The sequence below is a fragment of the Butyrivibrio fibrisolvens genome (assembly GCF_037113525.1).
In the GTDB taxonomy this organism is placed as follows: domain Bacteria; phylum Bacillota; class Clostridia; order Lachnospirales; family Lachnospiraceae; genus Butyrivibrio; species Butyrivibrio fibrisolvens.
In genome coordinates this window covers 3,038,914-3,065,036 of record NZ_CP146963.1, presented here as the reverse complement: position 1 = coordinate 3,065,036, position 26,123 = coordinate 3,038,914, and the positions used below count along the sequence as shown (strand labels likewise).

The 26,123-nt window shown below is 42.6% G+C and carries 21 protein-coding genes; 19 read left to right on the top strand and 2 right to left on the bottom strand.

What is annotated here, in order from left to right; all coding sequences use genetic code 11:
- Nucleotides 1–110 precede the first annotated feature (110 nt).
- From truA to carB, 18 genes are all read left to right on the top strand, one after another.
- Nucleotides 111–926, top strand: coding sequence for a tRNA pseudouridine(38-40) synthase TruA (gene truA, locus WAA20_RS12740; RefSeq protein WP_073386364.1), 816 nt, complete (start codon nucleotides 111–113; stop codon nucleotides 924–926).
- Between the two features lie 219 nt (nucleotides 927–1,145).
- Nucleotides 1,146–2,705, top strand: coding sequence for a transcription termination factor Rho (gene rho / locus WAA20_RS12735; RefSeq protein WP_073386366.1), 1,560 nt, complete (start codon nucleotides 1,146–1,148; stop codon nucleotides 2,703–2,705).
- A 312-nt stretch (nucleotides 2,706–3,017) separates the two neighbouring features.
- A complete protein-coding gene (locus WAA20_RS12730) occupies nucleotides 3,018–3,575 on the top strand; it encodes a DUF3793 family protein (RefSeq protein WP_073386368.1) in 558 nt (185 codons plus the stop codon).
- A gap of 95 nt (nucleotides 3,576–3,670) precedes the next feature.
- Nucleotides 3,671–4,093, top strand: coding sequence for a flavodoxin (locus WAA20_RS12725; RefSeq protein WP_073386369.1), 423 nt, complete (start codon nucleotides 3,671–3,673; stop codon nucleotides 4,091–4,093).
- An 804-nt stretch (nucleotides 4,094–4,897) separates the two neighbouring features.
- On the top strand, nucleotides 4,898–6,343 hold the full coding sequence (gene glgA / locus WAA20_RS12720; protein WP_073386372.1) for a glycogen synthase GlgA: 1,446 nt from the start codon (nucleotides 4,898–4,900) through the stop codon (nucleotides 6,341–6,343).
- 209 nt (nucleotides 6,344–6,552) lie between these two features.
- Nucleotides 6,553–8,211, top strand: a complete 1,659-nt coding sequence (locus WAA20_RS12715) for a polysaccharide biosynthesis protein (protein ID WP_073386374.1) — start codon at nucleotides 6,553–6,555, stop codon at nucleotides 8,209–8,211.
- A gap of 26 nt (nucleotides 8,212–8,237) precedes the next feature.
- Entirely contained in the window at nucleotides 8,238–9,167 is a 930-nt protein-coding gene (locus tag WAA20_RS12710; RefSeq protein ID WP_073386376.1) for a hypothetical protein, read from the top strand.
- 231 nt (nucleotides 9,168–9,398) lie between these two features.
- Nucleotides 9,399–10,427, top strand: coding sequence for a tryptophan--tRNA ligase (gene trpS / locus WAA20_RS12705; protein WP_073386377.1), 1,029 nt, complete (start codon nucleotides 9,399–9,401; stop codon nucleotides 10,425–10,427).
- A gap of 127 nt (nucleotides 10,428–10,554) precedes the next feature.
- Nucleotides 10,555–12,321: an NFACT RNA binding domain-containing protein gene (locus tag WAA20_RS12700; RefSeq protein WP_073386379.1), complete on the top strand. Its 1,767-nt coding sequence runs from the start codon at nucleotides 10,555–10,557 to the stop codon at nucleotides 12,319–12,321.
- 218 nt (nucleotides 12,322–12,539) lie between these two features.
- Nucleotides 12,540–13,427, top strand: a complete 888-nt coding sequence (locus WAA20_RS12695) for a YicC/YloC family endoribonuclease (protein WP_073386380.1) — start codon at nucleotides 12,540–12,542, stop codon at nucleotides 13,425–13,427.
- 133 nt (nucleotides 13,428–13,560) lie between these two features.
- A complete protein-coding gene (locus WAA20_RS12690) occupies nucleotides 13,561–13,821 on the top strand; it encodes a DUF370 domain-containing protein (RefSeq protein ID WP_073386382.1) in 261 nt (86 codons plus the stop codon).
- Nucleotides 13,811–14,434 (top strand): guanylate kinase, encoded by a 624-nt coding sequence (gmk, locus tag WAA20_RS12685; protein WP_073386383.1) that lies wholly within the window; start codon nucleotides 13,811–13,813, stop codon nucleotides 14,432–14,434. Before WAA20_RS12690 ends, gmk begins: the two co-directional genes overlap by 11 nt.
- A 149-nt stretch (nucleotides 14,435–14,583) precedes the next feature.
- Nucleotides 14,584–14,934, top strand: a complete 351-nt coding sequence (gene rpoZ, locus WAA20_RS12680) for a DNA-directed RNA polymerase subunit omega (protein ID WP_073386385.1) — start codon at nucleotides 14,584–14,586, stop codon at nucleotides 14,932–14,934.
- 168 nt (nucleotides 14,935–15,102) lie between these two features.
- Nucleotides 15,103–16,467: a 30S ribosomal protein S12 methylthiotransferase RimO gene (gene rimO, locus WAA20_RS12675; protein ID WP_073386387.1), complete on the top strand. Its 1,365-nt coding sequence runs from the start codon at nucleotides 15,103–15,105 to the stop codon at nucleotides 16,465–16,467.
- Nucleotides 16,468–16,512: 45 nt separating this feature from the next.
- On the top strand, nucleotides 16,513–17,067 hold the full coding sequence (gene pgsA / locus WAA20_RS12670) for a CDP-diacylglycerol--glycerol-3-phosphate 3-phosphatidyltransferase (protein ID WP_073386389.1): 555 nt from the start codon (nucleotides 16,513–16,515) through the stop codon (nucleotides 17,065–17,067).
- A 195-nt stretch (nucleotides 17,068–17,262) separates the two neighbouring features.
- A complete protein-coding gene (locus WAA20_RS12665) occupies nucleotides 17,263–17,730 on the top strand; it encodes a CinA family protein (RefSeq protein WP_242951151.1) in 468 nt (155 codons plus the stop codon).
- A 170-nt stretch (nucleotides 17,731–17,900) separates the two neighbouring features.
- Entirely contained in the window at nucleotides 17,901–19,946 is a 2,046-nt protein-coding gene (locus tag WAA20_RS12660) for a DEAD/DEAH box helicase (protein ID WP_081373722.1), read from the top strand.
- Nucleotides 19,947–20,152: 206 nt separating this feature from the next.
- Nucleotides 20,153–23,374: a carbamoyl-phosphate synthase large subunit gene (carB, locus tag WAA20_RS12655; RefSeq protein ID WP_073386391.1), complete on the top strand. Its 3,222-nt coding sequence runs from the start codon at nucleotides 20,153–20,155 to the stop codon at nucleotides 23,372–23,374.
- 215 nt (nucleotides 23,375–23,589) lie between these two features.
- On the opposite strand, the gene WAA20_RS12650 is transcribed toward carB, so the two are convergent.
- Nucleotides 23,590–24,492, bottom strand: coding sequence for a DUF2971 domain-containing protein (locus WAA20_RS12650; RefSeq protein ID WP_073386392.1), 903 nt, complete (start codon nucleotides 24,490–24,492; stop codon nucleotides 23,590–23,592).
- Nucleotides 24,493–24,669: 177 nt separating this feature from the next.
- On the opposite strand from WAA20_RS12650, the gene WAA20_RS12645 reads away from it, so the two are divergent.
- Entirely contained in the window at nucleotides 24,670–25,089 is a 420-nt protein-coding gene (locus tag WAA20_RS12645) for a cytidine deaminase (RefSeq protein ID WP_073386435.1), read from the top strand.
- A 37-nt stretch (nucleotides 25,090–25,126) separates the two neighbouring features.
- Here WAA20_RS12645 and WAA20_RS12640 read toward each other — a convergent pair whose 3' ends face one another.
- Nucleotides 25,127–25,966 carry a pyridoxamine kinase gene (locus WAA20_RS12640; RefSeq protein ID WP_073386394.1) on the bottom strand — a complete coding sequence of 280 codons (840 nt, stop codon included), beginning with the start codon at nucleotides 25,964–25,966 and terminating at the stop codon, nucleotides 25,127–25,129.
- Nucleotides 25,967–26,123: the final 157 nt, after the last annotated feature.

The window sequence follows — 26,123 nt, the reverse complement described above, 5'->3', positions numbered from 1 at the left end:
GTGGGGATTCCTGGGGATGTCAGTTGATAAATGCGAAGAATATAAGAGTAATATTATTGATAGGCATCGATAATAAGCATTAACATAAACAATATGTGGGGACATTAGTAATGAAAAGAAATTTCAAGATGACAATAAAATACGACGGCACCAGATACCAGGGGTGGGAGTCTCAGCCTGGAGTAGATATGACTATTCAGGGGAAAATCGAAAAAGTTCTGTCTAGGATGATCGAGGAAGAGAGATCTGATGATGTTAATCGGGATGAAAAGGGCAGCACAGATAAGTCCGGTGGAAAGAATGCTGACGAAGCCGGTGTTAAGCTCATGGCTTCAGGCCGTACAGATGCCGGCGTTCATGCTTTAGGACAAGTTGCAAATGTGCATCTTGATACCACCATGTCTGCTGCTGATATCCAAAGCTATATGAATCAATACCTTCCAGAAGATATAGCAATTGAAGACCTAAAGGATGCTTCCGAACGATTCCACGCCAGATACAATGCCCTTGGCAAGACCTACAGATATACCTGCTACTATGGCGACAGCAAACCCGTTTTCGACCGTAAGTACGTAACAGTCCTTGACCAGCATCCAGACATCAAGAAGATGAGACAAGCCGCTGAGTATTTAATTGGTACACACGATTTCAAAAGCTTTTGCGCCAATCCCCGCATGAAAAAATCCACGGTTCGATGCGTGGATTCTATTGAAATCGAGAAAGACGGCCCCTACATTAGAATGTATTTCCATGGCAATGGCTTCCTCCAAAACATGGTAAGAATCCTTTCCGGAACCCTCCTTGAAGTTGGATTTGGAAACATGACTCCACAAAGAGTCGGCGAGATTCTTGAAGCAAAAGATCGAAAGTTGGCTGGCCCTACAGCCAAGGCGCAGGGACTGTGCCTTATGAAGGTCGATTATTAACCGAGATCGATTATTAAAATTATGTCCACTTTATAGCGGCATTGTGATATTATAATATATAGTTAATTCTTAAACATTAATACAAATATCCCCACATCATAATTGTTAATGAATCCGAACGATAATCCGATAATATGAATGTACGGAATTATTATTCAGTTACTTTCGTATGTTCTGTGGCATCTATAAGAATTCCAATGATCATAAAAAAGGAGATTTATGAGAGAGCGATATGAAACTCTGAAACTGCCTGATCTTCGTGCACTGGCCAAGATACGCGGCATCAAATCAGTGACTACTCTTAAGAAATCAGAAATCATTGATGCTATGGTTGAGCTTGACCAGAAAGAGGCAGCAGCAGGTAAACCCGCAGAGACCAAAGCACCGGCCCCTAAGGCTAAAGAGGCTGAGCCAGAATCAAAACCACAGATTAAGATCGTATCAAATGATGACAGCCAGAAGGCCGGTGAAGCATCTTCCGATAATAAAAAGGCTCAGGATGCAGCACCTTCTAACGGTCATCATGAAGGACATGGTCAAAAGCATAAGCCATTTATAAAAGATACACGTCAGGAACAGGGCAAGGACCGCAAGCCTGAAAACAAGGAAAAGCCTGCAGAAGCACCTAAGGAAGAAGCAGAGCAGCCTCAGGAAGTAACCGGAGTTTCAGCTTCCGGTATTCTTGAAGTTATGCCTGATGGATTCGGCTTTATCAGATGCGAGAACTATCTGCCCGGAGATAATGATGTATACGTAGCTCCGGCGCTTATCAGAAAGCTTGGACTTCGTACCGGTGATATTCTTGAAGGCATTGCCAGAGAGAAGACAGGTAACGATAAGTTTGGTGCTCTTATTAAACTAAATCTCGTTAATGGATATCTTCCGGAGATGGCAGCTACAAGAACCAGCTTCCAGAAGATGACACCTATTTTCCCAAATGAAAAACTTACCCTTGAGCGCGAAGGCGGAAGTATTGCCATGCGTATCATGGATCTGATATGTCCTATCGGTAAGGGCCAGCGTGGTATGATCGTTTCGCCTCCTAAAGCCGGTAAGACCACTCTGTTAAAAGACGTTGCGAAGTCTATCCAGAAGAACTATCCTAAAATTCATCTTATTATTCTTTTGATAGATGAGCGTCCTGAGGAAGTTACGGATATCAAGGAGTCCATAACTGGCGATAATGCTGAGGTTATCTACTCTACATTCGATGAGCTTCCTGAGCATCACACGAGAGTTGCGGAGATGACGATCGAGCGTGCAAGGCGTCTTGTTGAGCACAAGAAAGACGTTATGATCCTTATCGATTCCATCACAAGACTTACTAGAGCCTACAACCAGGTAGTACCGCCGTCAGGCCGTACGCTTTCAGGTGGTCTTGATCCTGCAGCGCTTCATATGCCTAAGAGATTCTTTGGTGCAGCGAGAAATATGAGAGAGGGCGGAAGCCTTACGATTCTTGCAACAGCGCTTATCGAGACTGGTTCAAAGATGGACGATGTTGTATACGAGGAATTCAAGGGAACCGGTAACATGGAAATGATCCTCGACAGAAAGCTCCAGGAAAGAAGGATTTTCCCTGCTATCAATATTCCGAAGTCTTCGACAAGAAGAGAAGACCTTTTGCTTATGCCGGATGAACTTGAGGCAGTTAACCATATGCGTAAGGGCTTCAACGGACTTAAGGCTGATAACGCTGTAGATCAGGTTATCAATCTGTTCTCGCATACGCGTAACAATCATGAGTTTGTGCGTATGATCCAGAGGCAGATGTTGTAAATTGCATAACTGGAAAACTTTTGAATATGAAAAAATGCAAAGGATTTTCGAGTCACTTTTATAGACTCGAAAATCCTTTTTTAATGGTTATATTTTGAAGTTTTTTAAATATGAGTGATTGTAATAAGATAAATATTTTTGCGTAAATGAACTTGACAATCATTCTCAAAATTAGTATTGTAAATACGGCCAGTTTAATCGCTGACCACATTTTTTAACCACGTGTTAGCAATTGCTAATTAGTTAAAGCTAACACAGGCGTTTAAGGGAATGCTAGTTTCCCGGAGGCCGGGATTATCACAGGGAGGAGCTATGTCTGAAAAAGAGATTGTCTATTATGGGGCGCCAACGCTTGCGGGGCTTAAGACTGGGAATCTTATGTCCATTCCATATGAGTCTAAAGAAAAGACCATGGAAGAGATCAGGGCGCTAAATGATGAGCTGGTCCCAAAAGGACTGTGCATCTATCCTCTTAGATTTCACAAAGGAAGAGTTCTTGTCTATGTTTTCAGACCTTCTTTTCTCCAAAGAGATTTAAAAGATAATAAGGCACGCGAGATCCTTGATGCTGCAGGATATGCGGGAAGAGAGTATACGTCCTGCATGATGGAGCTTATTAAGAGGCTTCGCAGTTGTAAATCTAGGGAAGTTTTTCCTCATGAGATAGGTCTTTTCCTAAGTTATCCGCCGGAAGATGTGAAGGGATTCATTGAAGATCCGGATGGCTGCAAGTGTGTGGGGACCTGGAAGGTGTATGGGGATGAGCAGGCTGCCAGGAAGCGGTTTGAGTCTTTCAGCAAATGTACTGATATCTATTGCCGCGAGTGGAATAAGGGGACTAAGCTTTCCAAGCTCGCAGTTAAGATATAAAACGACATATTCGAGGAAATTCGCTGGTAGTGGGGATTTCTAAAAATACGTTCAACTTATCAATATTACGTAATAATGAAAGGAGACATAAGGTTATGTCAAAAGTAGCAGTGGTTTATTGGAGTGGTACAGGAAATACAGCAGCAATGGCGCAGGCAGTTTCAGACGGCGCATCAGCTACAGGTGCTGAAGTTAAGATCATCCCTGCAGATCAGTTTTCTAAGGACAACGTTGCAGAGTATGACGCAATTGCGTTTGGATGCCCTGCAATGGGTGCTGAACAGCTTGAAGAGAGCGTGTTCGATCCTATGTTCGAAGATGTTAAGGGTTCTCTTTCTGGTAAAAAGATCGCGCTCTTTGGTTCATACGGCTGGGGAGACGGAGAGTGGATGCGCCTTTGGGAAGCCGATGCAAAAGGAGTTGGTGCAAACCTTGCATGTGATAGCGTCCTGGCTAACAACGCTCCTGACGATGAAGCTGTTGAAGCCTGCAAAGGTCTTGGCAGAGCTCTTGCTTGAGTGTTCTATTGGAAATGCCCTTCATTATTATGAAGAACATCTCCTTGTAACCTGTTTTTAACCAACAAAGAAAAGGACTCTCAGGATGTCTGATCTTCTTGATCACTTCCTGGGAGTCCTTTTTTGGCAAAAAAATAAGAGCTGTGAAGCTCTTGACCTATCCTGCTCTTGGTATACCGTCTATTGTCTATATTCAAAAAATAAAAGCCTTTCGGCTGTTCTTTTGGGAGGAGGGGCCGCTCGGCGGGGAACCGAACGACCCGGTATGAAAAAAGTTTTATTGGGGGAGTCAGAAGTATTTAAAAACACTTCCGATAAATTTATGATATCTGACTTATATGAACAAAATGTGAACAAAAAGTAAATATAAAATGAATTCGCACGAAATTACATTTTTAAAACAATCGAAATAATGATAATTGTATAAAAAATAATATTGAACGTTGGTCAGTAGTAGTTCAAATCGTTCGCAAAATATGAAATATGCATCAATACTGCTGATAATAATATAGTTAAAAATTTATTGCTTTAGTGTACGTATTGGACCAATTGCTCGATAAAATGGACTTTATCCTGAACTAATTGGCTGTTTTTTACAAAAATAATTTTAGCATAAGTATAAATGATATTGTAGATGAGAAAATTTTAAAAATATCGGTTAAAAATATTTTTCTTGTCAGTAAATTTTGTAGATTTTGTAAATAAAAGATGATGATTCTTTGCTTTGTGGCTAATAATAGTGTGTGATATAATGTATAGATAAAAAGATAAAGAGATATCATCAGAAAGGAAGTACATTTAATCATGAAGAATATTCTTTTCGTAGCATCTGAAGGCGTTCCTTTCATTAAAACAGGTGGTCTTGCTGACGTTGTAGGTTCTCTTCCCCGCGATATCGATCGCAGATATTTCGACGTCAGGATCGTAATGCCCAAGTATGCATGCATGTCTAAGGAGATGACGGAGAAGCTTGAGTATGTCACTAATTTCTATATGGATTTCCACTGGAAAAGAGAATATGTAGGAATTTTTAAGGCACAGGTTAACGGCATCATCTATTATTTCATAGATAACGAATATTATTTCAATGGTTTCAAACCTTATGGAGACGATGTTAAGTTCGAGATTGAGAAGTTTGCATTCTTCTCCAAGGCAGCTCTTTCTATTTTACCTGTAGTAGAATTTCATCCGGATATCGTTCACTGTCATGACTGGCAGACAGGTCTTGTTCCTGTATATCTTAAGGAACGTTTCCAGGCCAATGAGTTCTATCGCAGCATGAAGACTATCATGACTATACACAATCTTAAGTTCCAGGGAAGATGGGACAAGAAGGTGGTCAAGGATCTTACAGGTCTTCCGGATTATTTTTTCACACCGGACAAGCTTGAAATGTTCGGCGACGCTGACCTTTTAAAGGGCGGTATCGTGTACGCTGACGCTATTACGACTGTATCAGAAACTTATGCAGAGGAGATCAAGACTGAGTTCTATGGCGAGGGTCTTAACGGTCTTCTTAAATCAAGAGAGAATGATCTTCGTGGTATCGTTAACGGTATTGATTATGAAGAGTTCAATCCTTCAACTGATAAGTATATCGATTATAAATATGATGCTATAAACTTCCGTAAGGAGAAGATTCGCAATAAGCGCGCGCTTCAGAAGGAACTGGGTCTTGCAGAGGATGACAAGATCATGATGATCGGTGTTGTTTCAAGACTTACTGATCAGAAGGGATTCGATCTTATCAGCTGCGTTATGGACGAGATGTGCCAGGATGCGGTTCAGTTCGTAATCCTTGGAACAGGTACAGAGCAGTACGAGAATATGTTCCGTCACTTTGCATGGAAGTATGGCGATAAGGTTTCTGCTAACATCTATTATTCAGAAGCCCTGTCACACAAGATCTATGCTGCAAGTGATGCCTTCCTTATGCCGTCACTCTTTGAGCCTTGCGGACTTTCTCAGCTTATGTCTCTTAGATATGGAACTCTTCCTATCGTGCGTGAGACAGGTGGTCTTAAGGATACTGTTCAGCCGTATAACAAGTTCGAAAGCACAGGTACAGGTTTTTCCTTCACCAATTATAATGCTCACGAGATGATGCAGACGGTCAGAACTGCAGAGGCGCTGTACTATGACAACAAGCGCGAGTGGAACAAGATGATCGACAGGGCTATGGCGGTTGACTTCAGCTGGAAGGTATCTGCTAACAAGTATCAGGAGATGTACGACTGGCTCAGACCTTGAGAAAAGATATATTGGTTAAAGATGTGCGGTGCAGGGCCGGAAGGGCTTTGCACCGCTTTTTTCGTTGTGGGATGGGGAACGTAGATGGATGCCTGGGTTAGGCGGGTAAACTTGTCATATATGCGGTTTGATTATATACTACGTGAGGAAGATATTAGTCTCTTTTAAGGGAAGAGACTTTAGTTATATAGAAAGAAGATTGTTTCACCATGGGAGAAAAGAGTAGTAACGGAATTTTAAAACAGGCAGGAATACTGGCTGCGGCGGGTATCATTGTTAGAATTATAGGTCTTTTGTATAAGAGTCCTCTTACTTCTATTATAGGAGATGAGGGTAACGGATATTATAATGCTGCATACAACTGGTATATTACTGCCCTTATGATAGCGTCATACAGTATCCCTTCAGCTATTTCCAAGGTTATGTCTCAGAAGTTTGCGCTGGGACAGTACAAGAGTGCGCAGAAGCTTTTTCAGTGTGCGCTTATATTTGTAGGTGTTTCAGGTACTTTTTGCGGAGTGCTTCTTATGGTATGCGCCAGATTCCTTGTAGGAGAGGGCGGCGCGTATGTTCTTAGGGTGTTCGGACCTACAGTTCTTTTGTATGGACCTCTTGGAGTTCTGCGCGGATATTTCCAGGCGCACAGGACGATGGTGCCAACATCTATATCTCAGATCGCTGAGCAGGTCATCAATGCTGTTGTAAGTATTCTGGCTGCGTTTGTTCTTACTAATATTGCAATTTCTAAGATGGCTACGGATCCGAGCGTTAATCCTGCGATCTACGGCGCGGCAGGAAGTGCTCTTGGTACCGGTGCGGGCGTACTTACAGCGCTTGTATTCATGATCTTTGTATACTATGTAAATAGAAACAGTGTGAGAAAAAAGGTCGCTAGCGATAATGGAGAGGTAGAGGATACCTATACTATAATCCGTCAGATTGTCCTTGTTGTTATGCCGTTTCTGTTTAGTACAGTTCTTTATAACATCACACCTAACATTAATCAGAAGATCTTTTATGCCTTCATGATGGGTGTCAGAGGACTTGAGGAATCTGATACTGCATCCTTGTACGGAATATATGCAGGTAAAGCCCTTACTATTACAACGATCCCGATCGCTATGGCATCAGCTATGGCATCTGCCATGATCCCAAGCATCTCAGCCAAGTTCATCAAGGGAGAAAAAGAGGAATCAAAGGCGATAGCAACTAAAGTTATCCGCGTATCTATGCTTGTTGCAATTCCGTCAGCTATAGGACTTATCGCACTTGCAAGACCTGTTACGATGATTCTTTTCCCGCAAAGAGGATCACTTAACCAGGCGGCTTTTCTTCTTGCAGGCCTGGCGCTGACTGTAATCTTTTATTCACAGTCAACCATTACTAACTCTGTGCTTCAGGGAACCGGTAAGCTCATGGTGCCTGTTATAAACGCAACTATAGCACTTGTGGCTCAGACAGCTATACTTGTTTTGATTCTGGTTGCAACACCACTTGATAACATGAGTCTTGTGATCACCAGAGTTATATACGCATTTATCCTTTTTGTACTTAATGATATTTCCTGTAGAAAAAGACTTGGTCTTAACCTTGACACTAAAGCGATCTACATCATGCCTTTCGTAGCGGCAGTAGTGATGGGCATCGCGGCATTTGTTGTTTATTTTGTTCTTACACTTCCTTTTGGCGGAATGTCTGAGGTTAACTATCTTGTGAACCTTGTTGCGACTGCTTTTGCAATAGGAATAGGCGCGCTGACATATGCGGCAGTTCTTGTTAAGAGCGGAACTATTACGGAGGAAGTGCTTAGGAGTCTTCCTAAGGGAACTAAGGTTATTGGCGTATTGAAGAGCGTGAAGCTCTTATAAAAAGATAGGGAATAATAGGATAATTAATGAATGATAAAAATTGTGCAGACTCGGAAGAGAAGATAACTGCTTTTTACCATCTTCCGGGCCTGTTTGAATTTTATGAATTCTATAAAGCATTCTTGCCTCTGTTCAAGGAGCATAGAGAATACTTCTACAACTGGTGCGATATAGGCTCAATCTACGGCGCACCTGCTGACTGCATATGGGGCGGCGGTAGAGTTGGATTTGGTGACGCCAGAGCTGAAGATGTAGTAGCTCTTATGCAAGAATATGGCATATCGTCACGCCTGACATTCAGTAATTCCATGTTGGAAGAAAAACACCTTTCGGATAAAAGATGTAATGCTTTGTGTTCTATGTTTGAAGATGGTGGAGAAGTTCAGAATGGGGTAATCATACATTTGGACCTTCTTCTTGATCATATTGCAAAGAATTATCCGGGATTTTATTTTGTGTCGTCTACAACTAAGGTTATCACTGATTTTGATGAATTGGTAAAAGAGATTGATCGTAGTGAATTCAAATATGTTGTTCCTGATTTCAGACTTAACAAAGAGCTGGATAGATTAAAGTCGCTTTCTGATAAGCAGAAAGAAAAGGTGGAATTCCTTTGTAATGAATGTTGCTGGTTCGATTGTTATGACAGGAAGAACTGCTATAAGAATGTCAGCATGAAAGCTCTTGGCATGGACTGCGAAGATCATGTCTGCGTATCACCAACTTCTGATAGAGGTTACAGATTCTCGGATGCAATGAAGAACCCTGCTTTTATTGGTATAGATTCTATTCAAAAAGTATATATGCCTGCCGGCTTTTCAAACTATAAAATTGAAGGTCGTAGCCTTGGCAGTGCAATACTTCTTGAGTTTATCCTATACTACATGACTAAGCCTGAATATCAGCTTAAGGTTAGAGAAGAAATATATCTGGACAGTTCGCTTGATCTGTTTTGATAACAAAATGGCAAAAATTTAAAATGGGACTTAAAAAATAAGGCATCAGATGATATACTACTAAGAAAGTCACAATCTAAGGAATCTCAGATTTTATGAATAGCATGGTTATTAACAAGAACCTTCGTCTTGTTCTTCGATGGCGTCGCTTTTGACTGATCATTAAGGCACTGTAGAGCAGGAGCCGCTAGTTTTTTTGCTCAAATAAAAAGAAAAGACGAGGATTTTAAAATGGAAGAGAATAAAAATATAGATACAACACAGGAAAAGAAGAAGGTACTTCTTTCCGGAATTCAGCCAAGTGGAGATCTTCACCTTGGCAATTATCTTGGTGCGATCAAGAACTGGAAGGTTAGAGAAGATGAGTACGATTGCTACTACTTCATGGCTGACCTTCACACTATCACAGTAAGACAGGAGCCTGCAGCTCTTAGAAAAAGAACTATCAACCAGCTTGCACAGTATATCGCATGCGGTCTTGATCCTGAGAAGAATACTCTTTTCATTCAGTCACATGTTCCGCAGCATTCACAGCTTGGCTGGGTTCTTCAGTGCTACACAATGTTCGGCGAGCTCTCTCGTATGACTCAGTTCAAGGACAAATCAGCTAAGCACAAGGACAACATCAACGCAGGTCTTTTTGCATATCCATCACTTATGGCAGCAGATATCCTTCTGTATCAGCCTGATTTCGTACCTGTTGGAGAAGATCAGAAGCAGCACGTTGAGATAACACGTGACATCGCTACAAGATTCAACAACATCTACGGCGATGTATTCAAGATTCCTGAACCTCTTATCGCTAAGACAGGTGCAAGGATCTACGGACTTTCTACTCCTGAAGACAAGATGAGTAAATCAGTTCCTGACGGATGTGTATTCCTTATGGATGAGCCTGATGTTATCGCAAGAAAGTTCAAGCGCGCAGTAACAGACTCAGACAGAGAGAACTGCGTTCGTTATGATAAGGAGAATAAGCCTGGCGTAGCTAACCTTATGAACATCTACTCAACCTTTACAGGCAAGAGCTTTGCAGAGATCGAGAAGGAGTTCGAAGGTCAGGGATACGGCGTATTCAAGCCTGCAGTTGGTGAAGTTGTAATCGACGCACTTAGACCTATTCAGGATGAGACCAAGAGAATTCTTGCTGACAAGACTTATCTTGAATCCGTATACAGAGAAGGTGCTTCTAAGGCTTCATACGTTGCCAACAAGACACTTCGCAAGGTTTACAAGAAGATTGGTTTTGTACAGCCATAATTGCAAACGAATGGTTCGAGGCAGGCCCTAAAAGGCTTGCCTCTTTTATAGAGATTTAAAATTCCTTGGGAAAAAATATTTCTTTTATCTGAAAGTTCTTTTTCCAAGGTATGAAAGGAAAGCTTAAATGGCATTCGATGGTATAACAGTAGCGGCCATAACTCAGGAGTTGTCTGACAGATGCACTGATGGCCGTATTTATAAAATTGCACAGACGGAGAAGGACGAGATACTTCTTACCATTAAGCCTCAGGTAGAACGCGGCGGCGGACAGGTGAGAGTGTACCTTTCTGCAGATGCGTCCCTCCCTCTTGTCTACATGTCTGATGATAATAAGCCAAGTCCCCAGCAGGCTCCGACCTTCTGTATGGTTTTAAGAAAACATCTTCTCAACGGCCGCATCAGATCGATCGAGCAGCCTTCAATGGAGCGTATAGTAAGGTTCAATGTAGAGCACATGGATGAAATGGGCGATATGAAGACCAAGACTCTTCTCATCGAGCTCATGGGCAAGTACTCCAACATCATCTTTGTCGATGAGGATAACACCATCATCGACTCTATTAAGCATGTCCCCGCGTCTGTATCGTCAGTGCGTGAGGTACTTCCCGGAAGAGAGTATTTCATCCCTGATCAGCAAAAAAAGCTTAATCCTAAAGAAACTAATAAAGAAGAATTCGAACACGCCCTTTTGGAAAAAGCAGGACCTGTTTTTAAAGCTATATACAATTCGTATACAGGATTTGCATCAACAATAGCACAGGAGATCTGTTTTAGAGCTGACATTGACTCATCACTTCCTGCTTCAGCTCTTTCGGCGGGACAGATGGAAAGGCTTTATAACGTATTCGACCTCTTCATGACAAGAATTAAGTCAGGCGAGTACAAGCCGGCAATCTGCTATGAGAACGACTCTCCCAAGGAGTATGCTCCATTCCATCTTATGACTTATGAGAAGATGCCGGGGTGTCACCTGAAGGATTTTGACAACATGTCATCTCTTCTTGAAAACTATTATGCCGAGAAGAACGCCCTTACAAGAATCCGCCAGAAGTCTGCGGACCTTAGACATATCGTTGCTACAGCTCTTGAGCGTACCGTAAGAAAATACGATCTTCAGCTTCAGCAGCTCAAGGATACTGAGAAGAGAGACAAGTACCGCGTATACGGCGAACTTCTTAATGTATACGGATACAGCGCCGAGCCTTCTGCCAAGTCCATAACAGTTAACGACTATAACACAGGCAACGACCTCACTATCCCTCTTGATCCGACCCTTACAGCAAGTCAGAACGCCAAGAAGTACTTCGAGCGTTACAACAAGCTTAAGCGTACAGCCGAGAATCTCGAGACTCTCACTAAAGAGGTAGAAGCAGAGAAGGACCACCTTGAATCCATCCAGAACGCCCTCGACATAGCCCAGGGCGAGGAAGACCTTGTGCCAATAAGAGACGAGCTCGTAGAGGCAGGATATATCCATAGAAAAGGTGAAAAGAAAAAGTCATCAAGAATGCAGGCTAAGAGCTTACCACTTCATTATGTAAGTTCTGATGGTTTTGATATATATGTAGGCAAGAACAACTACCAGAATGACCAGCTCACCTTCAAAGTAGCCAACGGCGGCGACTGGTGGTTCCACGCCAAAGGAATGCCCGGTTCCCACGTAATCCTCCAGACAGGCGGCAAGGAAGTGCCAGATAAGGCCTTTGAAGAAGCAGCAGCACTTGCAGCTTTTTATTCCAAAGCCAAGGACCAGGAGAAAGTTGAGATTGACTACCTCCAGCGCAAAAACGTCAAGAAGCCCGGCGGCGCAAAACCAGGATTCGTGGTGTACTATACGAATTATTCGATGGCTATTAAGCCGGACATCTCTGCGCTGACGCAGGTTGATTAAGCGTTTTGCTTTTGCTGTATTGAATGCTTTTGGGAAGGCGTTTATAAAGCCCTATGCATTTGCATAGGCTTTGTTGACGCTTATCTTAGATTCGTCCTATAATAATTTTGTATATTTCTCAATAAAATCAAGTAATATGCACTTGTTCTTAACTCAATCTCTCCAGTTATTTTGGGGAGTTTGGTCGTTTAAATAAATCTAAAATTCGGAGGCTTTTTATGGTCAGCAGTATGACAGGATTCGGCCGAAGCGAAGTGAACTTCGACAACCGCCGTATCAGTGTAGAACTCAAATCAGTAAATAACAGATATCTGGACCTTGGAATCAAGATGCCCAAGATGTTCAATTCCCTTGAAGCAGATATCCGTAAGGAATTAAAGCTATACATGAAAAGGGGTAAGGTTGATGTTTTTATCAACTATGAAGATCTGACAGAGGCAGATACCAAAGTTCAGTACAATCACGATATTGCTGCTGAATACATGGATTGCCTTAAGCAGATGTCTGAAGACTTCGGACTTCAGAATGATGTAAGACTTTCTGTTCTTGCAAGATTCCCTGATGTCCTTACTATGGAAGCTATGGAGATCGATGAGAAGACTCTCTGGGAGCCTCTTAAGAAGGCTATTGATGAAGCCTGCGAGCAGTTTGCTGCTGCAAGACTTCGTGAGGGTGAGTTCCTCAAGGAAGATCTTAACAAGAAGCTTGATATCATGAAAAAAGATGTTGATTTCATCACAGAAAGATCTCCTCAGATCATCGAAGAGTACAAGGCTAGTCTTCGCGAGAAGATCGCAGATCTTCTGGAAGATACTCAGATTGATGAGAACAGACTTGCTATGGAAGTAACTCTTTATGCAGATAAGATCTGTGTTGATGAAGAGCTCGTAAGACTTAGAAGTCACATTGAAGCTGTTCGCGGCGCCCTTGAAGAAGGTGACGATGAGAACGGAATCGGAAGAAAGCTTGATTTCCTGGCTCAGGAGATGAACCGCGAAGCTAACACAACACTTTCAAAATCTACAGATATTCAGGTATCTGACAAGGCTATTGAGCTTAAGACTACAATAGAGAAGATCAGAGAGCAGATCCAGAATATTGAGTAATAGACTGAAATGTAAGTTTCTGTCTGGAAATGGCAGAATCATGAAATTAGTAAAAGTCCACAGACAAAGGTCATATGTCTGGTAACTGTATCTTGAATTGATGATTCAAGGATACATGAGGATGAGGTGATAAATGTTCACACACATTGGTTTTGGCAACATCGTGAATGTTGACAAGGTTGTAAGCATAGTAGTTCCTGATGCGGCGCCAGTTAAGCGACTTGTCCAGAAGGCAAAGGACGAGGGACGCATAATAGATGCCAGTGCAGGACGAAGGACCAAGGCAGTCCTTATTATGGAGAACAATACAGTCGTTCTTTCAGCTCTTTTGCCAGAGACGATTGCATCAAGAATACAAACAGGAAGTATAGGTAAGGATACAGATGAAGCGTAAAGGATTTTTAGTAGTTGTGTCAGGTTTTTCCGGCACAGGTAAAGGTACACTTATGAAGGAGCTGGTCAAGAAGTATGACGGTTATGCACTGTCAGTTTCTGCAACGACCAGAGACCCCAGACCTGGTGAAGAGAACGGAAGAGAGTATTTCTTCATTACAGATGATGAGTTCGAAAAGCTCATCAAAGAGGACGGTCTTATAGAGCACGCAGGCTATTGCGGACATTATTATGGAACTCCAAGAAGCTTTGTAGAAAAGCAGATGGAAGAGGGCAAGGACGTAATCCTTGAGATCGAGATCCAGGGTGCAAGACAGATCAGAAAGCAGTACCCGGATGCACTTCTTCTCTTTGTAATGCCTCCGTCAGCAGAGGAGCTTGAAAAGAGACTCAGAGGACGCGGAACAGAGTCTGATGAAGTTATAAGAGGCCGCCTTAAGAGAGCTGTTGAAGAGTCAGAAGGAATCGAAGAGTACGATTACATTCTTGTTAACGACGATCTTGAAGAGTGTGTAGACAAGATGCATCAGGTAATCGACAGTGCTCACAACACGCCTTCAAGAAATCAGGAATTCATCGATAAGATAAGAAGCGAAGTTCAGAAATTCGCTTAAAACTCGATGGGGTCAGTTTTTTAAATTAACATTTTACAAAGTTATAAGAATATTTTTGTTGAAAATGTTGGTTTTTGCTGTTAAAATTTGACAGCATGGTATAAAATTAATTATTAGGTATTAAATGTATTTACGAAAGGAAAACGATTATGATACATCCGTCTTATGTAGATCTCATGAACGTCGTTAATAAAGGAGTAGAGGAAGGCGAAGAGCCAGTAATCAGCAGCCGTTATTCAATTGTTATGGCTACTGCTAAGCGTGCAAGACAGCTTGTTGCAGGCGACGAAGTTATGATCGAGGCTAATCCTAAGGATAAGCCACTTAGCATAGCTGTTAAGGAACTTTACGCTGACAAACTTGCTATCCTTACAGATGAAGAGAAGGAAGCTATGGCAGAACTTATCGCTCAGAAGAACTCTGAGGTTGAAGGCCAGAAGGCAGCAGCTGCTCTTGAAGAGACTGTTGAAGTTTCTGAAGAAGAGACAGAAGAAGAGTAATTATAAGGCATACATTTTTGAATCAAAGATTCAAAAATGCAGCAATAGAGCCAATTGAGTTCGACTTCGTCGAAGGCTCTATTGCCTACCGATTCATCGAATTACGAAACACGCAGTAAATGCGCGTTTCTGATATTTATATTCAAGAAGTCATACATTCTTTAAACTATGAAAATTTTGTTTGTTTCGCTTGGATGCGAAAAAAACCGTGTAGAAACCGAGTATATGCTCGGTATTCTTAACGAGCACGGATATGAATTTACAGACGATGCGCTTGATGCAGAAGCAGCAGTGGTCAACACCTGCTGCTTTATTAATGATGCTAAGCAGGAAAGTATTGATACTATCTTAGAGCTTGCCGAGTACCGCAAAAGTGGTAAGATGAGAGCTCTTATAGTAGCAGGCTGTCTTGGTCAGCGCTATAAAGAAGAGATTCAGAAAGAGATTCCTGAAGTTGATGAGATTATTGGTACAACTGCTTATGACAAGATAGTTGAAGCTCTGGACAATGTTCTTAAAGGTCAGGTTCAGAACTATTTTGAAAGCATAGACAGAAAGCCTACAACTCACAAGAGAATCCTTTCAACAGGTACACCTTACAGCTATCTTAAGATCGCTGAGGGCTGTAACAAGAACTGTACATACTGCATTATCCCTAAGGTTCGTGGTCATTATAGAAGCGTTCCTATGGAAGTTCTTATAGAAGAAGCCAGGGACCTTGCAGATAATGGTATTAAAGAGCTTATCATCGTAGCTCAGGAGACTACTGTATATGGCGTAGATCTTTATGGGCGCAAGATGCTACCGGAACTACTTACTGAGCTTTGTAAGATCGAAGAGCTTGAGTGGATCCGTGTAATGTACTGTTATCCAGAAGAGATAACAGATGAGCTCATTGAAGTTATGAAGAAGGAAGAGAAGATCTGTCATTATCTTGATCTTCCGATACAGTCAGGAAGCGACCGCATCCTTAAGAAGATGGGAAGACGTACTGACAATGCAGATATCAGAAGAATAGTAGAAAAGCTCCGCAAGGAGATCCCTGATATCTGTCTTCGCACAACCCTTATTTCAGGGTTCCCCGGTGAAAATGCTGATGACCATAATCAGACAATGAAGCTGATCTCTGATCTTAAGTTCGACAGACTTGGTGTATTTACCTATTCACCAGAAGAAGATACTGTCGCAGCTACGATGGAAGATCAGGTTCCTGAGAGAACCAAGAAGACGCGCCGTACAAAGCTTATGAAGATGCAGCAGGAGTTTGCATTTGATGGCGCAAAGAAAATGGTTGGAAGAAAACTTAAAGCTATTATTGAAGGCAGAATAGGTGATGACGATCCGGATACAGATGATCTTGGAAGACCTCTGTATACATATGTTGCCAGAACCTATAAAGACAGCCCTGATATAGATGGTTTCCTCTTTATAGAAGATGTTCCTTATGATCTTATGAGTGGCAAGTTCGTAGATGTAAGGATCAAGGGATCAGATGGCTATGATCTGATTGGCGAAATAGATGACGAAGAATAAAATTTGTCTTTGACAATTAGAGTTAAAGGCGGAAAAGAGGACAAGATGAATTTACCCAACAAATTGACTTTACTTCGAGTTATCATGATTCCTTTCTTTGTAGCAGCAATGCTTACAGGATTTAAGTGGATCGCACTTGTGCTTTTTGTTGTAGCGAGCCTTACAGATCTTGCTGATGGCAAGATCGCACGTAAATACAATCTTGTAACTGACTTTGGTAAGTTTATGGATCCCCTTGCTGATAAGATGCTTGTAATCTCAGCTCTTATCTGCCTTGTAGGTATGGATCGTATTTGGACATGGATTGTAATCTTAATTGTAGCCAGAGAGTTTATCATAAGCGGTTTCAGACTTGTAGCTGCCGAAAAAGGTAAAGTAATTGCAGCCAGCATGTGGGGCAAGTTTAAGACAACTTTCCAGATGATCATGGTTATCATGATGATCATCGATGTAGATTATGCGTGGAGCGATGCAGGAGTGTTCGGACAGATCTATGGAGTTCTGACATGGATCATTACTATTGTCGCAGTTGCTCTTACAATCATCTCACTTGCAGATTATCTGGTTAAGAACTGGAGCGTTATGGACGGACAGTTATAAGGGACATAGAAATGCATCCATGCATTTCTGGACATGTCCGATTTACATCCTGTAAACGGGACATAGAAATACATCCATGTACTTCTGAACATGTCAGTTTACATCCTGTAAACGGAACATAGAAATACATCCTGCAAAACGAAAAAAGCTTGACGTTTTAACGAATATGTATATAATAATTGAGAGGTCGTCTCTTTGAACGAGAATGAAATGCTTGTGCGTGTTCTTGCGCAGAAGAAAATGACAATATCATGCGCTGAGTCCTGTACAGGTGGCATGGTAGCTGCGGCAATAACAGATGTTGCCGGATCATCAGAAGTTTTTAAAAGAAGCTTTGTTACATATTGTGATGAAGCCAAGCACGAAATGCTTGGAGTTGATCAGGATATTCTTGATAACTATACTGCGGTAAGTCCCCAGTGCGCTGAGGCCATGGCGCGTGGATGTGCAAAGAATGCAGGAGCAGATGTAGCTGTTTCTGTAACAGGTATCGCAGGACCGGGTGGTGGAACAGAAGATACACCGGTTGGATGTGTTTACATAGGATTCTATGTAAATGGAATGGCAGTAACAGAAAGACACTTGTTTGACGGAGACAGAAGACAGGTGCGCAGACAGGCGGCAGAACGTGCAATACACGGTATGCTGGGTCTTCTGCAGTAATATTTTTTATATGTGGTTTAAGTGATGCTTAAAGAATGAAAGCACTGAGCTTTATTACTTTTTTGAAACAGCAGGTCTTAAATGATTTACCTGCTGTTTTTGTTTTGTAATTGTTTTTGATGGGCGTCCAAAACCGCATATGGCACATGAGGTGTCGGAAAGGTTTAGGAATGAGCGATATTTTAGAAGATCTTGAGATTTTTGGTCTTGGAGACGAGAAATTCAAGCACAGAGAGGAAAATGTTTACAGCCAGATAGGCAAGAAGAGAGGCGTATTTGGTAAGAAGAAAAATCATGACATTCTTTCAGATTCATCTTTTTCCAAGGATAGTCATGCAAAAGAAGAAAAGATAGAAAAGGTAGATAAAGCAATAGATATTAAAGATACAGAAATAGAATTCAAAGAAATCCGAACAGAAAATAATTCAAACGAAGAAATCGAAGAAGTATTAGATTCAAAAGTAAATGAAGTAGCTGATGAAGTTGATGAGAATGAGGATAAAGAAGATAACCGCATTCGTTACGATGAGTCAGAGCTTGATGAGAGGATCATCAGAGCGGTATCAGAGATGGGATTTGAGTATATGTCTCCTATCCAGGCTGCAGCGATCCCTGTAATGCTCAAGGGTAAGGATATCATCGGCCAGGCTCAGACTGGTACAGGTAAGACAGCTGCTTTCGGTATTCCGGTTCTTTCAAATGTTAATCCTGAAGATAAGCGCCTTCAGGCAGTAATTCTTTGTCCTACAAGAGAGCTTGCTATGCAGGCTGCTGATGACCTTAGAGATTTTGCTAAATATATGCACGGTATCAAGACTCTTGCTGTTTATGGCGGTCAGGATATCATGCGTCAGATCAAGGCTCTGTCTCAGGGCGTTCAGATCGTTGTAGGAACACCTGGACGTGTTATGGACCACATGAGACGTCACACAATGAAGATGGATGCTGTTAAGACTCTTGTCCTTGACGAAGCAGATGAGATGCTTGATATGGGCTTTAGAGAAGATATTGAGACAGTCCTTAAGGGAATGCCTGAAGATCGCCAGACAGCTCTTTTCTCAGCTACAATGCCTAAGCCTATCCTTGATATCACAAGACAGTACCAGAAGGCTGATGCTGAGTACATCCGCATGACTCCTAAGGAGATCACTGTTAAGTCTATCGAGCAGTCTTATTTCGTGATCCCTAGAGAGATGAAGTTTGAGGTTCTTACAAGACTTATCGATTATTATCAGCCTCAGAGATCTCTTATCTTCGCTAATACTAAGAGAATGGTTGATCAGCTTGCAAGCATGCTCAAAGACAGAGGCTATCAGGCTGATGGACTTCATGGTGACCTTTCACAGAACCAGCGTGATATGGTCATGAATATATTCAGAAACGGCCGCATCAACATCCTCATTGCTACTGACGTTGCAGCAAGAGGTATCGATGTAAGCGGCGTTGACTGCGTATTTAACTTCGATATCCCTGAAGATATCGAGTACTACGTTCATCGTATCGGACGTACAGGTCGTGCAGGTAAGAGTGGTAAGTCATTCACTCTTTGCTCAGGCCGTGAAGTATATAAAATCCGTGATATCGAGAAGATCTGCCACACCAAGATCGAGGAGCGCAAGGTCCCTTCTGCTAAGGATATCACTAAGGCTAAGTCACAGAAGGTATTCGCTGAAGTTATCGACGTTATCGAGAACGGCGATATTGATTCTGTTACAGCATTTATCGCTCAGAAGGTTGAAGAGGGCGAATACACTGCAGAGCAGCTTGCAGCTGGCTTCATGAGACTCAAGATGGGTAAGGACGTTGAAGACCTTAAGATTCCTGAGAGAAGAAGAGGCGGACGTGACGGAAGAGGCAGAGGCTCTCGTGACGGCGCAAGAGCTGGCTTCGGAAGAGGCTCAAGAGACGGAAAGGGCGGTCGCAGCTACTCACGTGATGGTCGTGGCGATAGAAATTCCAGAGGTTCAGGCCGTGATGGCAAGGGCTCAAGATTTGGCAAGGACGGCAGAGAGTCAGGAAGATACAGCCGCGATGGAAGAAGTGGTAGAGATGCTAGAGGCGCTAAGTCTTTTGACAAGGATTCAAAGAGCTTTAGAAAGAGCGACAGATCCGGCAGAAAGAAAGACTCTATGAGAGTTGAAAGAAGCCAGGAGCGTTTCTTTGGAAGAGTTGCTATTAAGACCAAAGGTTCTGATGGCAAGTACCACAATGCATAATTAATATTTATAGGACAAAAATTAATCTTATGATTAGATTAATTTTTGTCCTATTTTTTTGAATTATTTTTGCTATAATATCTCACAGTATGCTATCGTATCTATTAGTGGGAATTATATCTATTGTAGAGTTTACTGATAGTATTACTTAGAAGTACATTATGTAATTCCAAAGAAAAAGTATATATGGGAGGAAGATTTAAGACATGAAACGTGAAGATATCCACCGCATTCTTATCATCGGTTCCGGCCCGATCATCATCGGTCAGGCGTGTGAATTCGATTATTCTGGCACTCAGGCCTGTAAGGCTCTTCGTAAGCTTGGTTATGAGATAATTCTTGTTAATTCAAACCCTGCAACAATCATGACAGATCCCGAGACAGCAGATGTTACCTACATCGAGCCCCTTAATGTCAAGAGACTGACCCAGATCATTGAAAAAGAGCGTCCTGATGCCCTTCTTCCCAATCTTGGCGGACAGTCAGGTCTTAACCTTGCTTCTGAGCTTGCAGAGGCAGGCGTACTTGAAAAGTATGGCGTTAAAGTAATAGGCGTCCAGATCGATGCCATCGAGCGCGGCGAAGACAGAATCGAGTTCAAAAAGACTATGGACGAACTCGGAATCGAGATGGCACGAAGCCAGGTTGCTTACTCTGTAGATGAAGCTGTAGAGATCGCGGCCAGGCTTGGATATCCTGTAGTACTTCGTCCTGCTTATACAATGGGCGGCTCAGGCGGCGGTCTTGTATACAACGTAGAAGAGTTAAAGACAGTCTGCGCGCGTGGTCTTCAGGCTTCTATGGTTCACCAGGTACTCGTTGAAGAGTCAGTTATCGGATGGGAAGAGCTTGAGCTTGAAGTTGTAAGAGACTCTAAAGGTCAGATGATCACAGTATGCTTTATCGAGAATATCGATCCTATGGGCGTTCATACAGGCGACTCTTTCTGCAGTGCGCCAATGCTTACTATCTCACAGGAAGTTCAGGATAGACTTCAGGAGCAGGCTTATAAGATCGTAGACAAGGTTCAGGTTATCGGCGGCTGTAACTGCCAGTTCGCTCATGACCCTAAGACTGACCGTATCATTGTAATTGAGATCAATCCCCGTACATCACGTTCATCAGCACTTGCATCAAAGGCAACAGGATTCCCTATTGCACTTGTTTCTGCTATGCTTGCATGCGGCCTTGACCTTGACGATATCGAGTGCGGCAAGTACGGAACACTTGATAAGTATGTACCTGGCGGCGACTATATAGTAATCAAATTCGCAAGATGGGCTTTCGAGAAGTTCAAGGGCGTAGAAGATCACCTTGGAACACAGATGAGAGCAGTTGGTGAAGTCATGTCCATCGGTAAGACTTACAAAGAGGCTTTCCAGAAGGCAATCCGTTCACTTGAAAAGAGCCGCTATGGCCTTGGCTTTGTTAAGGACTTTAATGAAAAGAGCCTTGACGAGCTTTATGCAATGCTCGTTACTCCCACAAGTGAGCGCCAGTTCATAATGTATGAAGCACTTCGTAAAGGCGCAGATATAGACAGACTCTACGAACTTACCAAGATCAAGCGTTATTTTATCGAGCAGATGAAAGAGCTTGTAGAGGAAGAAGAGGAGATCATCAAGTCTTCAAATGGTAAAGTTCCGGAGATCGCTGTTTTAGAAAAAGCCAAGAAAGACGGATTCTCTGATAAGTATCTTTCACAGATCTGTCACGTATCTGAAGATGAGATCAGAAATGCGCGTGAAAACGCCGGTATTACTGAATGCTGGGAAGGTATACACGTAAGCGGAACCAAAGACAGTGCATACTATTTCTCAAGTTATAATATAAAAGATAATAATCCTGTTAAAGAGGATAAGCCTAAGGTTATGATCCTTGGCGGTGGTCCTAACAGAATAGGACAGGGTATCGAGTTCGACTATTGCTGCGTTCATGCCGCTTTTGCCCTTAAGAAGCTTGGCTTTGAAACAGTAATCGTTAACTGTAACCCCGAGACAGTTTCAACTGACTACGATACATCTGATAAGCTCTACTTCGAGCCACTTACACTTGAAGATGTACTCAGCATCTATAAGAAGGAAAAGCCTGTTGGTGTAATCGCTCAGTTTGGCGGACAGACACCTCTTAATCTTGCATCAGACCTTAAGAAAAATGGTGTCAACATTCTCGGAACAAGTCCTGAGACGATAGATATGGCTGAGGATAGAGATCTTTTCCGTGATATGATGGACAGACTCGGAATTCCGATGGCAGAGTCCGGAATGGCTTCAAATGTAGAGGAAGCCAAGGAGATAGCTGGCAGGATCGGCTACCCTGTAATGGTTCGTCCTTCCTACGTCCTGGGCGGCCGCGGAATGGAAGTAGTTCACAGCGACGAGCAGATGAACATCTACATGGCTCAGGCAGTAGGCGTTACACCTGACAGACCTATCCTTATCGATAGATTCTTAAATCACGCGATCGAGTGCGAAGCAGATGCGATCAGCGATGGAGAGAATGTATTCGTACCAGCTGTTATGGAACACATCGAGCTGGCCGGCATCCATTCAGGCGATTCCGCATGTGTACTGCCATCCAAGCACCTTAGTGATAATATAGTTGCAACTATCAAGGACTATACAAAACGTATAGCTAAAGAGATGCATGTAGTAGGTCTTATGAATATGCAGTACGCCATCGAGAACAACGTTGTATACGTGCTTGAGGCTAATCCGAGAGCATCCCGTACAGTGCCGCTTGTATCCAAGGTCTGCGACATAAATATGGTCAAAGAAGCTACCAACATCATGACACTTCCTATCACAGGCGGTAAGTCACCTGTTGGCGATCTTCGCGATAGAAAGATTCCTTACTACGGGGTAAAAGAGGCTGTATTTCCATTCAACATGTTCCCTGAAGTAGATCCTGTCCTTGGACCTGAAATGAGATCAACAGGTGAAGCGCTTGGACTTTCTGAAGACTGGGGAAGAGCATTCTTCAAGGCTCAGGAAGGAACTAAGACAGAGCTTCCAACAGAGGGTACTGTACTTATCAGTGTCAATGACAGAGATAAGCCGGAGCTTGTTGAGATTGCACAGAAATACTACAACGATGGTTTCAACATCCTGGCAACAGGCAGAACCTATGAGATGATAATTGAGGCAGGAATTCCTGCAAAACGTATCAATAAGATATTCGAGGGAAGACCTGATATCGTTGATGCAATAACTAATGGAGAGATCGACCTTATCGTGGATACTCCTACAGATAAAAAGGGAGATGTGAGCGACGCTTATATCCGTAAGAACGCTATCAAGCATCACATTCCTTACATTACGACAATGGCTGCAGCAAGGGCTTCGGCGGAGGGAATCGGCGCTGAAAAGCTCGGCGAAGGAACGCCTGTACGCTCACTGCAGGAGTATCATGCAAGCATCGTGGGATGATGCGCGAATGTTGCTGACTTAAAGGGTGTCGTTTTTGCCAAAATGAAATAAGATCCAAAAGCTTGCCTTACACTTCGTCCGGACGGCGCTTTTGGATCTTATTTTATTTTGGCGGGAACGATTGTGCCTTTAGTTTAGGGTAGTAAGTATCGCGGGAGGGGCGATTATGCTTGCAGGAGAAGGGCAGGTGAGCGCAGGTTATGAAGCGATTAGGATTATCTGTAGCTGGCTTTTGACTTTGTGACTTTGATCTTATTATTTGGGAAGAAGACTTCTAGCCATTTTTGGATGTCTTCGATGGTCCAGCCGCATTTGGGGCCGGTGCAGACGCTTACTATTTCGTCGGGTTTAAAGGGGAGGATTACGTACTCGGTTACGTAATCGGCGGTTACGGTTCGGAAGTCATGGTAGAGGGCGGAGTCGAGGTATTTTTGCTCATCGCCGTTTATGCGGGATATAAGGCGTTCGAGGCGCACGTCTTCTTTGTAGATTAGGCGCATTTCCATTTCTTCTTTGAAACAGGCGCTTTTGTAGGTGGCAAGTTCGGGGAGCATGCGGTTTAGGATTGGTTTGTATGGGTCGGAGTCTGATATGTTGTCATTGGAACTTGCAAGGGCGGCAGCTTCATTGCAGGCGTAGAGAGTAGGCGGATTGTCTATATGTCTTGCAGAGCGGCCCATTTCTTCTGCGGAATGGAGTATTGATGCCCAGTTGAGCATGTCAGATCTTTTGAGTGTAGTCCTATATCTGACATCTTTTAATGTGAGTCTTGCATTCCTTTCGCACATGAGGGGAAGATCAAAGCCTATGGATACGCCTCTGCCGTCATTGCCATATCCGCGCCACTGGCTGAGGATATCGTCACCCTTTGAGTAGCTTCCGATGAAGATGTTATTCTGGCCGTGCTCGTGGATGTATTTAGAGGCTTTTTCAGACTCAGCTTTGACATGTTTTAGTGACTCATCGTCCGATTTGGGCATATGTTTACATACCCAGGTTATCTCGTCAGTATCGTTCATCTGCAAAGGATCTGAGAGAAAAACTGAGTGATTCTTGATAATGTTGAAGAATGTTGATAGAGAGCAATAATAATAGCCGATATTTTTGGATTTTTTCATGACAGCCTCGCTAATGATCTTCGATACTGTTCGATTTATAAGTTAACTCTCATATTGTATATCGGCAAAAAGTGTAAAAGTACTACATAAATATGATTGCATAAGAGATGGATATACAGTATAATTATTATCCCATCTAAAGGGGTGTATATTTTGTAGTAAAGGATGGAAATTGGTATGGATTATACGAAACTTTTAGATAAAGCAAAAGAAATGCGTAAGATGTCATATGTGCCGTATTCACGTTTTCATGTAGGAGCAGCACTTCTTACTAAGGACGGCAAGATCTACGGTGGATGTAATATTGAGAATGCTTCTTACGGTGCTACGAACTGTGCAGAGCGTACAGCTTTTTTCAGTGCTATAGCGCAGGGAGATAAGGAATTCCAGGCCATTGCTATTGTTGGCGGTCCTGAGGATGAGAATGGCAATATTGATAAGCTGACAGATGCCCAGCCATGCGGAATCTGCAGACAGGTAATGAGAGAGTTCTGCGGACCTGATTTTGAGATCGTGCTTGAGGGTGCGGATGGTAAGGTTACTGTTCAGACACTTTCAGAGATGCTTCCAAATAGCTTTGGACCGGAAAACTTATAATACATACAAAAAACTCCCCAGTGGGGAGTTTTTTAGATTAATTCTCATTTATGAGCTTCAGAAGATACGGTATTTCAGCTTCGAAGTTTACGGCATAGTTTACGCTGTCAGGGTCTTCGTATGTATTGCGGATGCTGGCAGCTGTGAAGTCTGTAGCGATCTTGAGGGCAGTATATACGTCTTTTCCCAAAGTGAGGGCGCCTGTGAATGCGCTTGCGTAGACGTCGCCTGTTCCGTGGGACTTATATGGAACCTTAGTAGTGCCGTAGCTTATAAACTCGCCGCTTTCTGAGTTAAGGCCAATAAAGCCGAAGGTGCCGTTATCAAGAGTAACACCTGTTATTACTGGAAACTTGCAGCCGGCTTTAACGAGCTTTTTGAGAAGATCGCAGATCACGTCATCTGATGCTTCTTCGCCGGGGTACTCTTCGCCGAGCATGAGGCAGGCTTCGGAGATGTTTGGAAGTGTGATATCTGCTTTGACGCAGAGATTAAGCATTTCTTTGGCAAAAGCTTCATCAAAACCAACATAGAGTTTTCCATTGTCAGCCATTGCGGGATCAACTACGATGGCTGTATTTTTGCCCTTAAGAGCGTCAAAATATTCTTTTACTATATCTATCTGACGGATGCTTCCGAGGTAACCGGTGTAGATGGCGTCGAACTTGAAGCCTTCCTTCTTCCAGTGATCAAGGATCGGGAGCATGTCGTCTGTCAGGTCTCTGAAAGTGAAACCTTTGAACTGTGTATGTGTAGAAAGAACTGCGGTTGGCACGATGGATGTCTCAACGCCCATTGAGCTGATGATGGGAAGTGCAACTGTAAGTGAGCATTTGCCTACGCAGGAAATATCCTGAATTGATACGATTCTCTTCATGTGTCTGTCTCCAATCTGGTCTTTATAGTTTTTATTGTGGATTTATAAGATAGTGATCTTTCACGTGTTTTATATTGTCATCACTGATTAAAGAGTATAATATGATTTTGGAACTATTATTATAACCATTTTTGTTAATTTCAATAAGACCAGATTT

Coding starts and splice junctions, on each gene's coding strand:
- glgA (WP_073386372.1), top strand. CDS start 4,898: ATGAAGAATATTCTTTTCGTAGCATCTGAAGGCGTTCCTTTCATTAAA.
- rpoZ (WP_073386385.1), top strand. CDS start 14,584: ATGATACATCCGTCTTATGTAGATCTCATGAACGTCGTTAATAAAGGA.
- WAA20_RS12730 (WP_073386368.1), top strand. CDS start 3,018: ATGTCTGAAAAAGAGATTGTCTATTATGGGGCGCCAACGCTTGCGGGG.
- truA (WP_073386364.1), top strand. CDS start 111: ATGAAAAGAAATTTCAAGATGACAATAAAATACGACGGCACCAGATAC.
- gmk (WP_073386383.1), top strand. CDS start 13,811: ATGAAGCGTAAAGGATTTTTAGTAGTTGTGTCAGGTTTTTCCGGCACA.
- WAA20_RS12695 (WP_073386380.1), top strand. CDS start 12,540: ATGGTCAGCAGTATGACAGGATTCGGCCGAAGCGAAGTGAACTTCGAC.
- WAA20_RS12650 (WP_073386392.1), bottom strand. CDS start 24,492: ATGAAAAAATCCAAAAATATCGGCTATTATTATTGCTCTCTATCAACA.
- trpS (WP_073386377.1), top strand. CDS start 9,399: ATGGAAGAGAATAAAAATATAGATACAACACAGGAAAAGAAGAAGGTA.
- WAA20_RS12710 (WP_073386376.1), top strand. CDS start 8,238: ATGAATGATAAAAATTGTGCAGACTCGGAAGAGAAGATAACTGCTTTT.
- WAA20_RS12715 (WP_073386374.1), top strand. CDS start 6,553: ATGGGAGAAAAGAGTAGTAACGGAATTTTAAAACAGGCAGGAATACTG.
- rho (WP_073386366.1), top strand. CDS start 1,146: ATGAGAGAGCGATATGAAACTCTGAAACTGCCTGATCTTCGTGCACTG.
- carB (WP_073386391.1), top strand. CDS start 20,153: ATGAAACGTGAAGATATCCACCGCATTCTTATCATCGGTTCCGGCCCG.
- WAA20_RS12660 (WP_081373722.1), top strand. CDS start 17,901: ATGAGCGATATTTTAGAAGATCTTGAGATTTTTGGTCTTGGAGACGAG.
- WAA20_RS12690 (WP_073386382.1), top strand. CDS start 13,561: ATGTTCACACACATTGGTTTTGGCAACATCGTGAATGTTGACAAGGTT.
- WAA20_RS12725 (WP_073386369.1), top strand. CDS start 3,671: ATGTCAAAAGTAGCAGTGGTTTATTGGAGTGGTACAGGAAATACAGCA.
- rimO (WP_073386387.1), top strand. CDS start 15,103: ATGAAAATTTTGTTTGTTTCGCTTGGATGCGAAAAAAACCGTGTAGAA.
- WAA20_RS12700 (WP_073386379.1), top strand. CDS start 10,555: ATGGCATTCGATGGTATAACAGTAGCGGCCATAACTCAGGAGTTGTCT.
- WAA20_RS12640 (WP_073386394.1), bottom strand. CDS start 25,966: ATGAAGAGAATCGTATCAATTCAGGATATTTCCTGCGTAGGCAAATGC.
- pgsA (WP_073386389.1), top strand. CDS start 16,513: ATGAATTTACCCAACAAATTGACTTTACTTCGAGTTATCATGATTCCT.
- WAA20_RS12645 (WP_073386435.1), top strand. CDS start 24,670: ATGGATTATACGAAACTTTTAGATAAAGCAAAAGAAATGCGTAAGATG.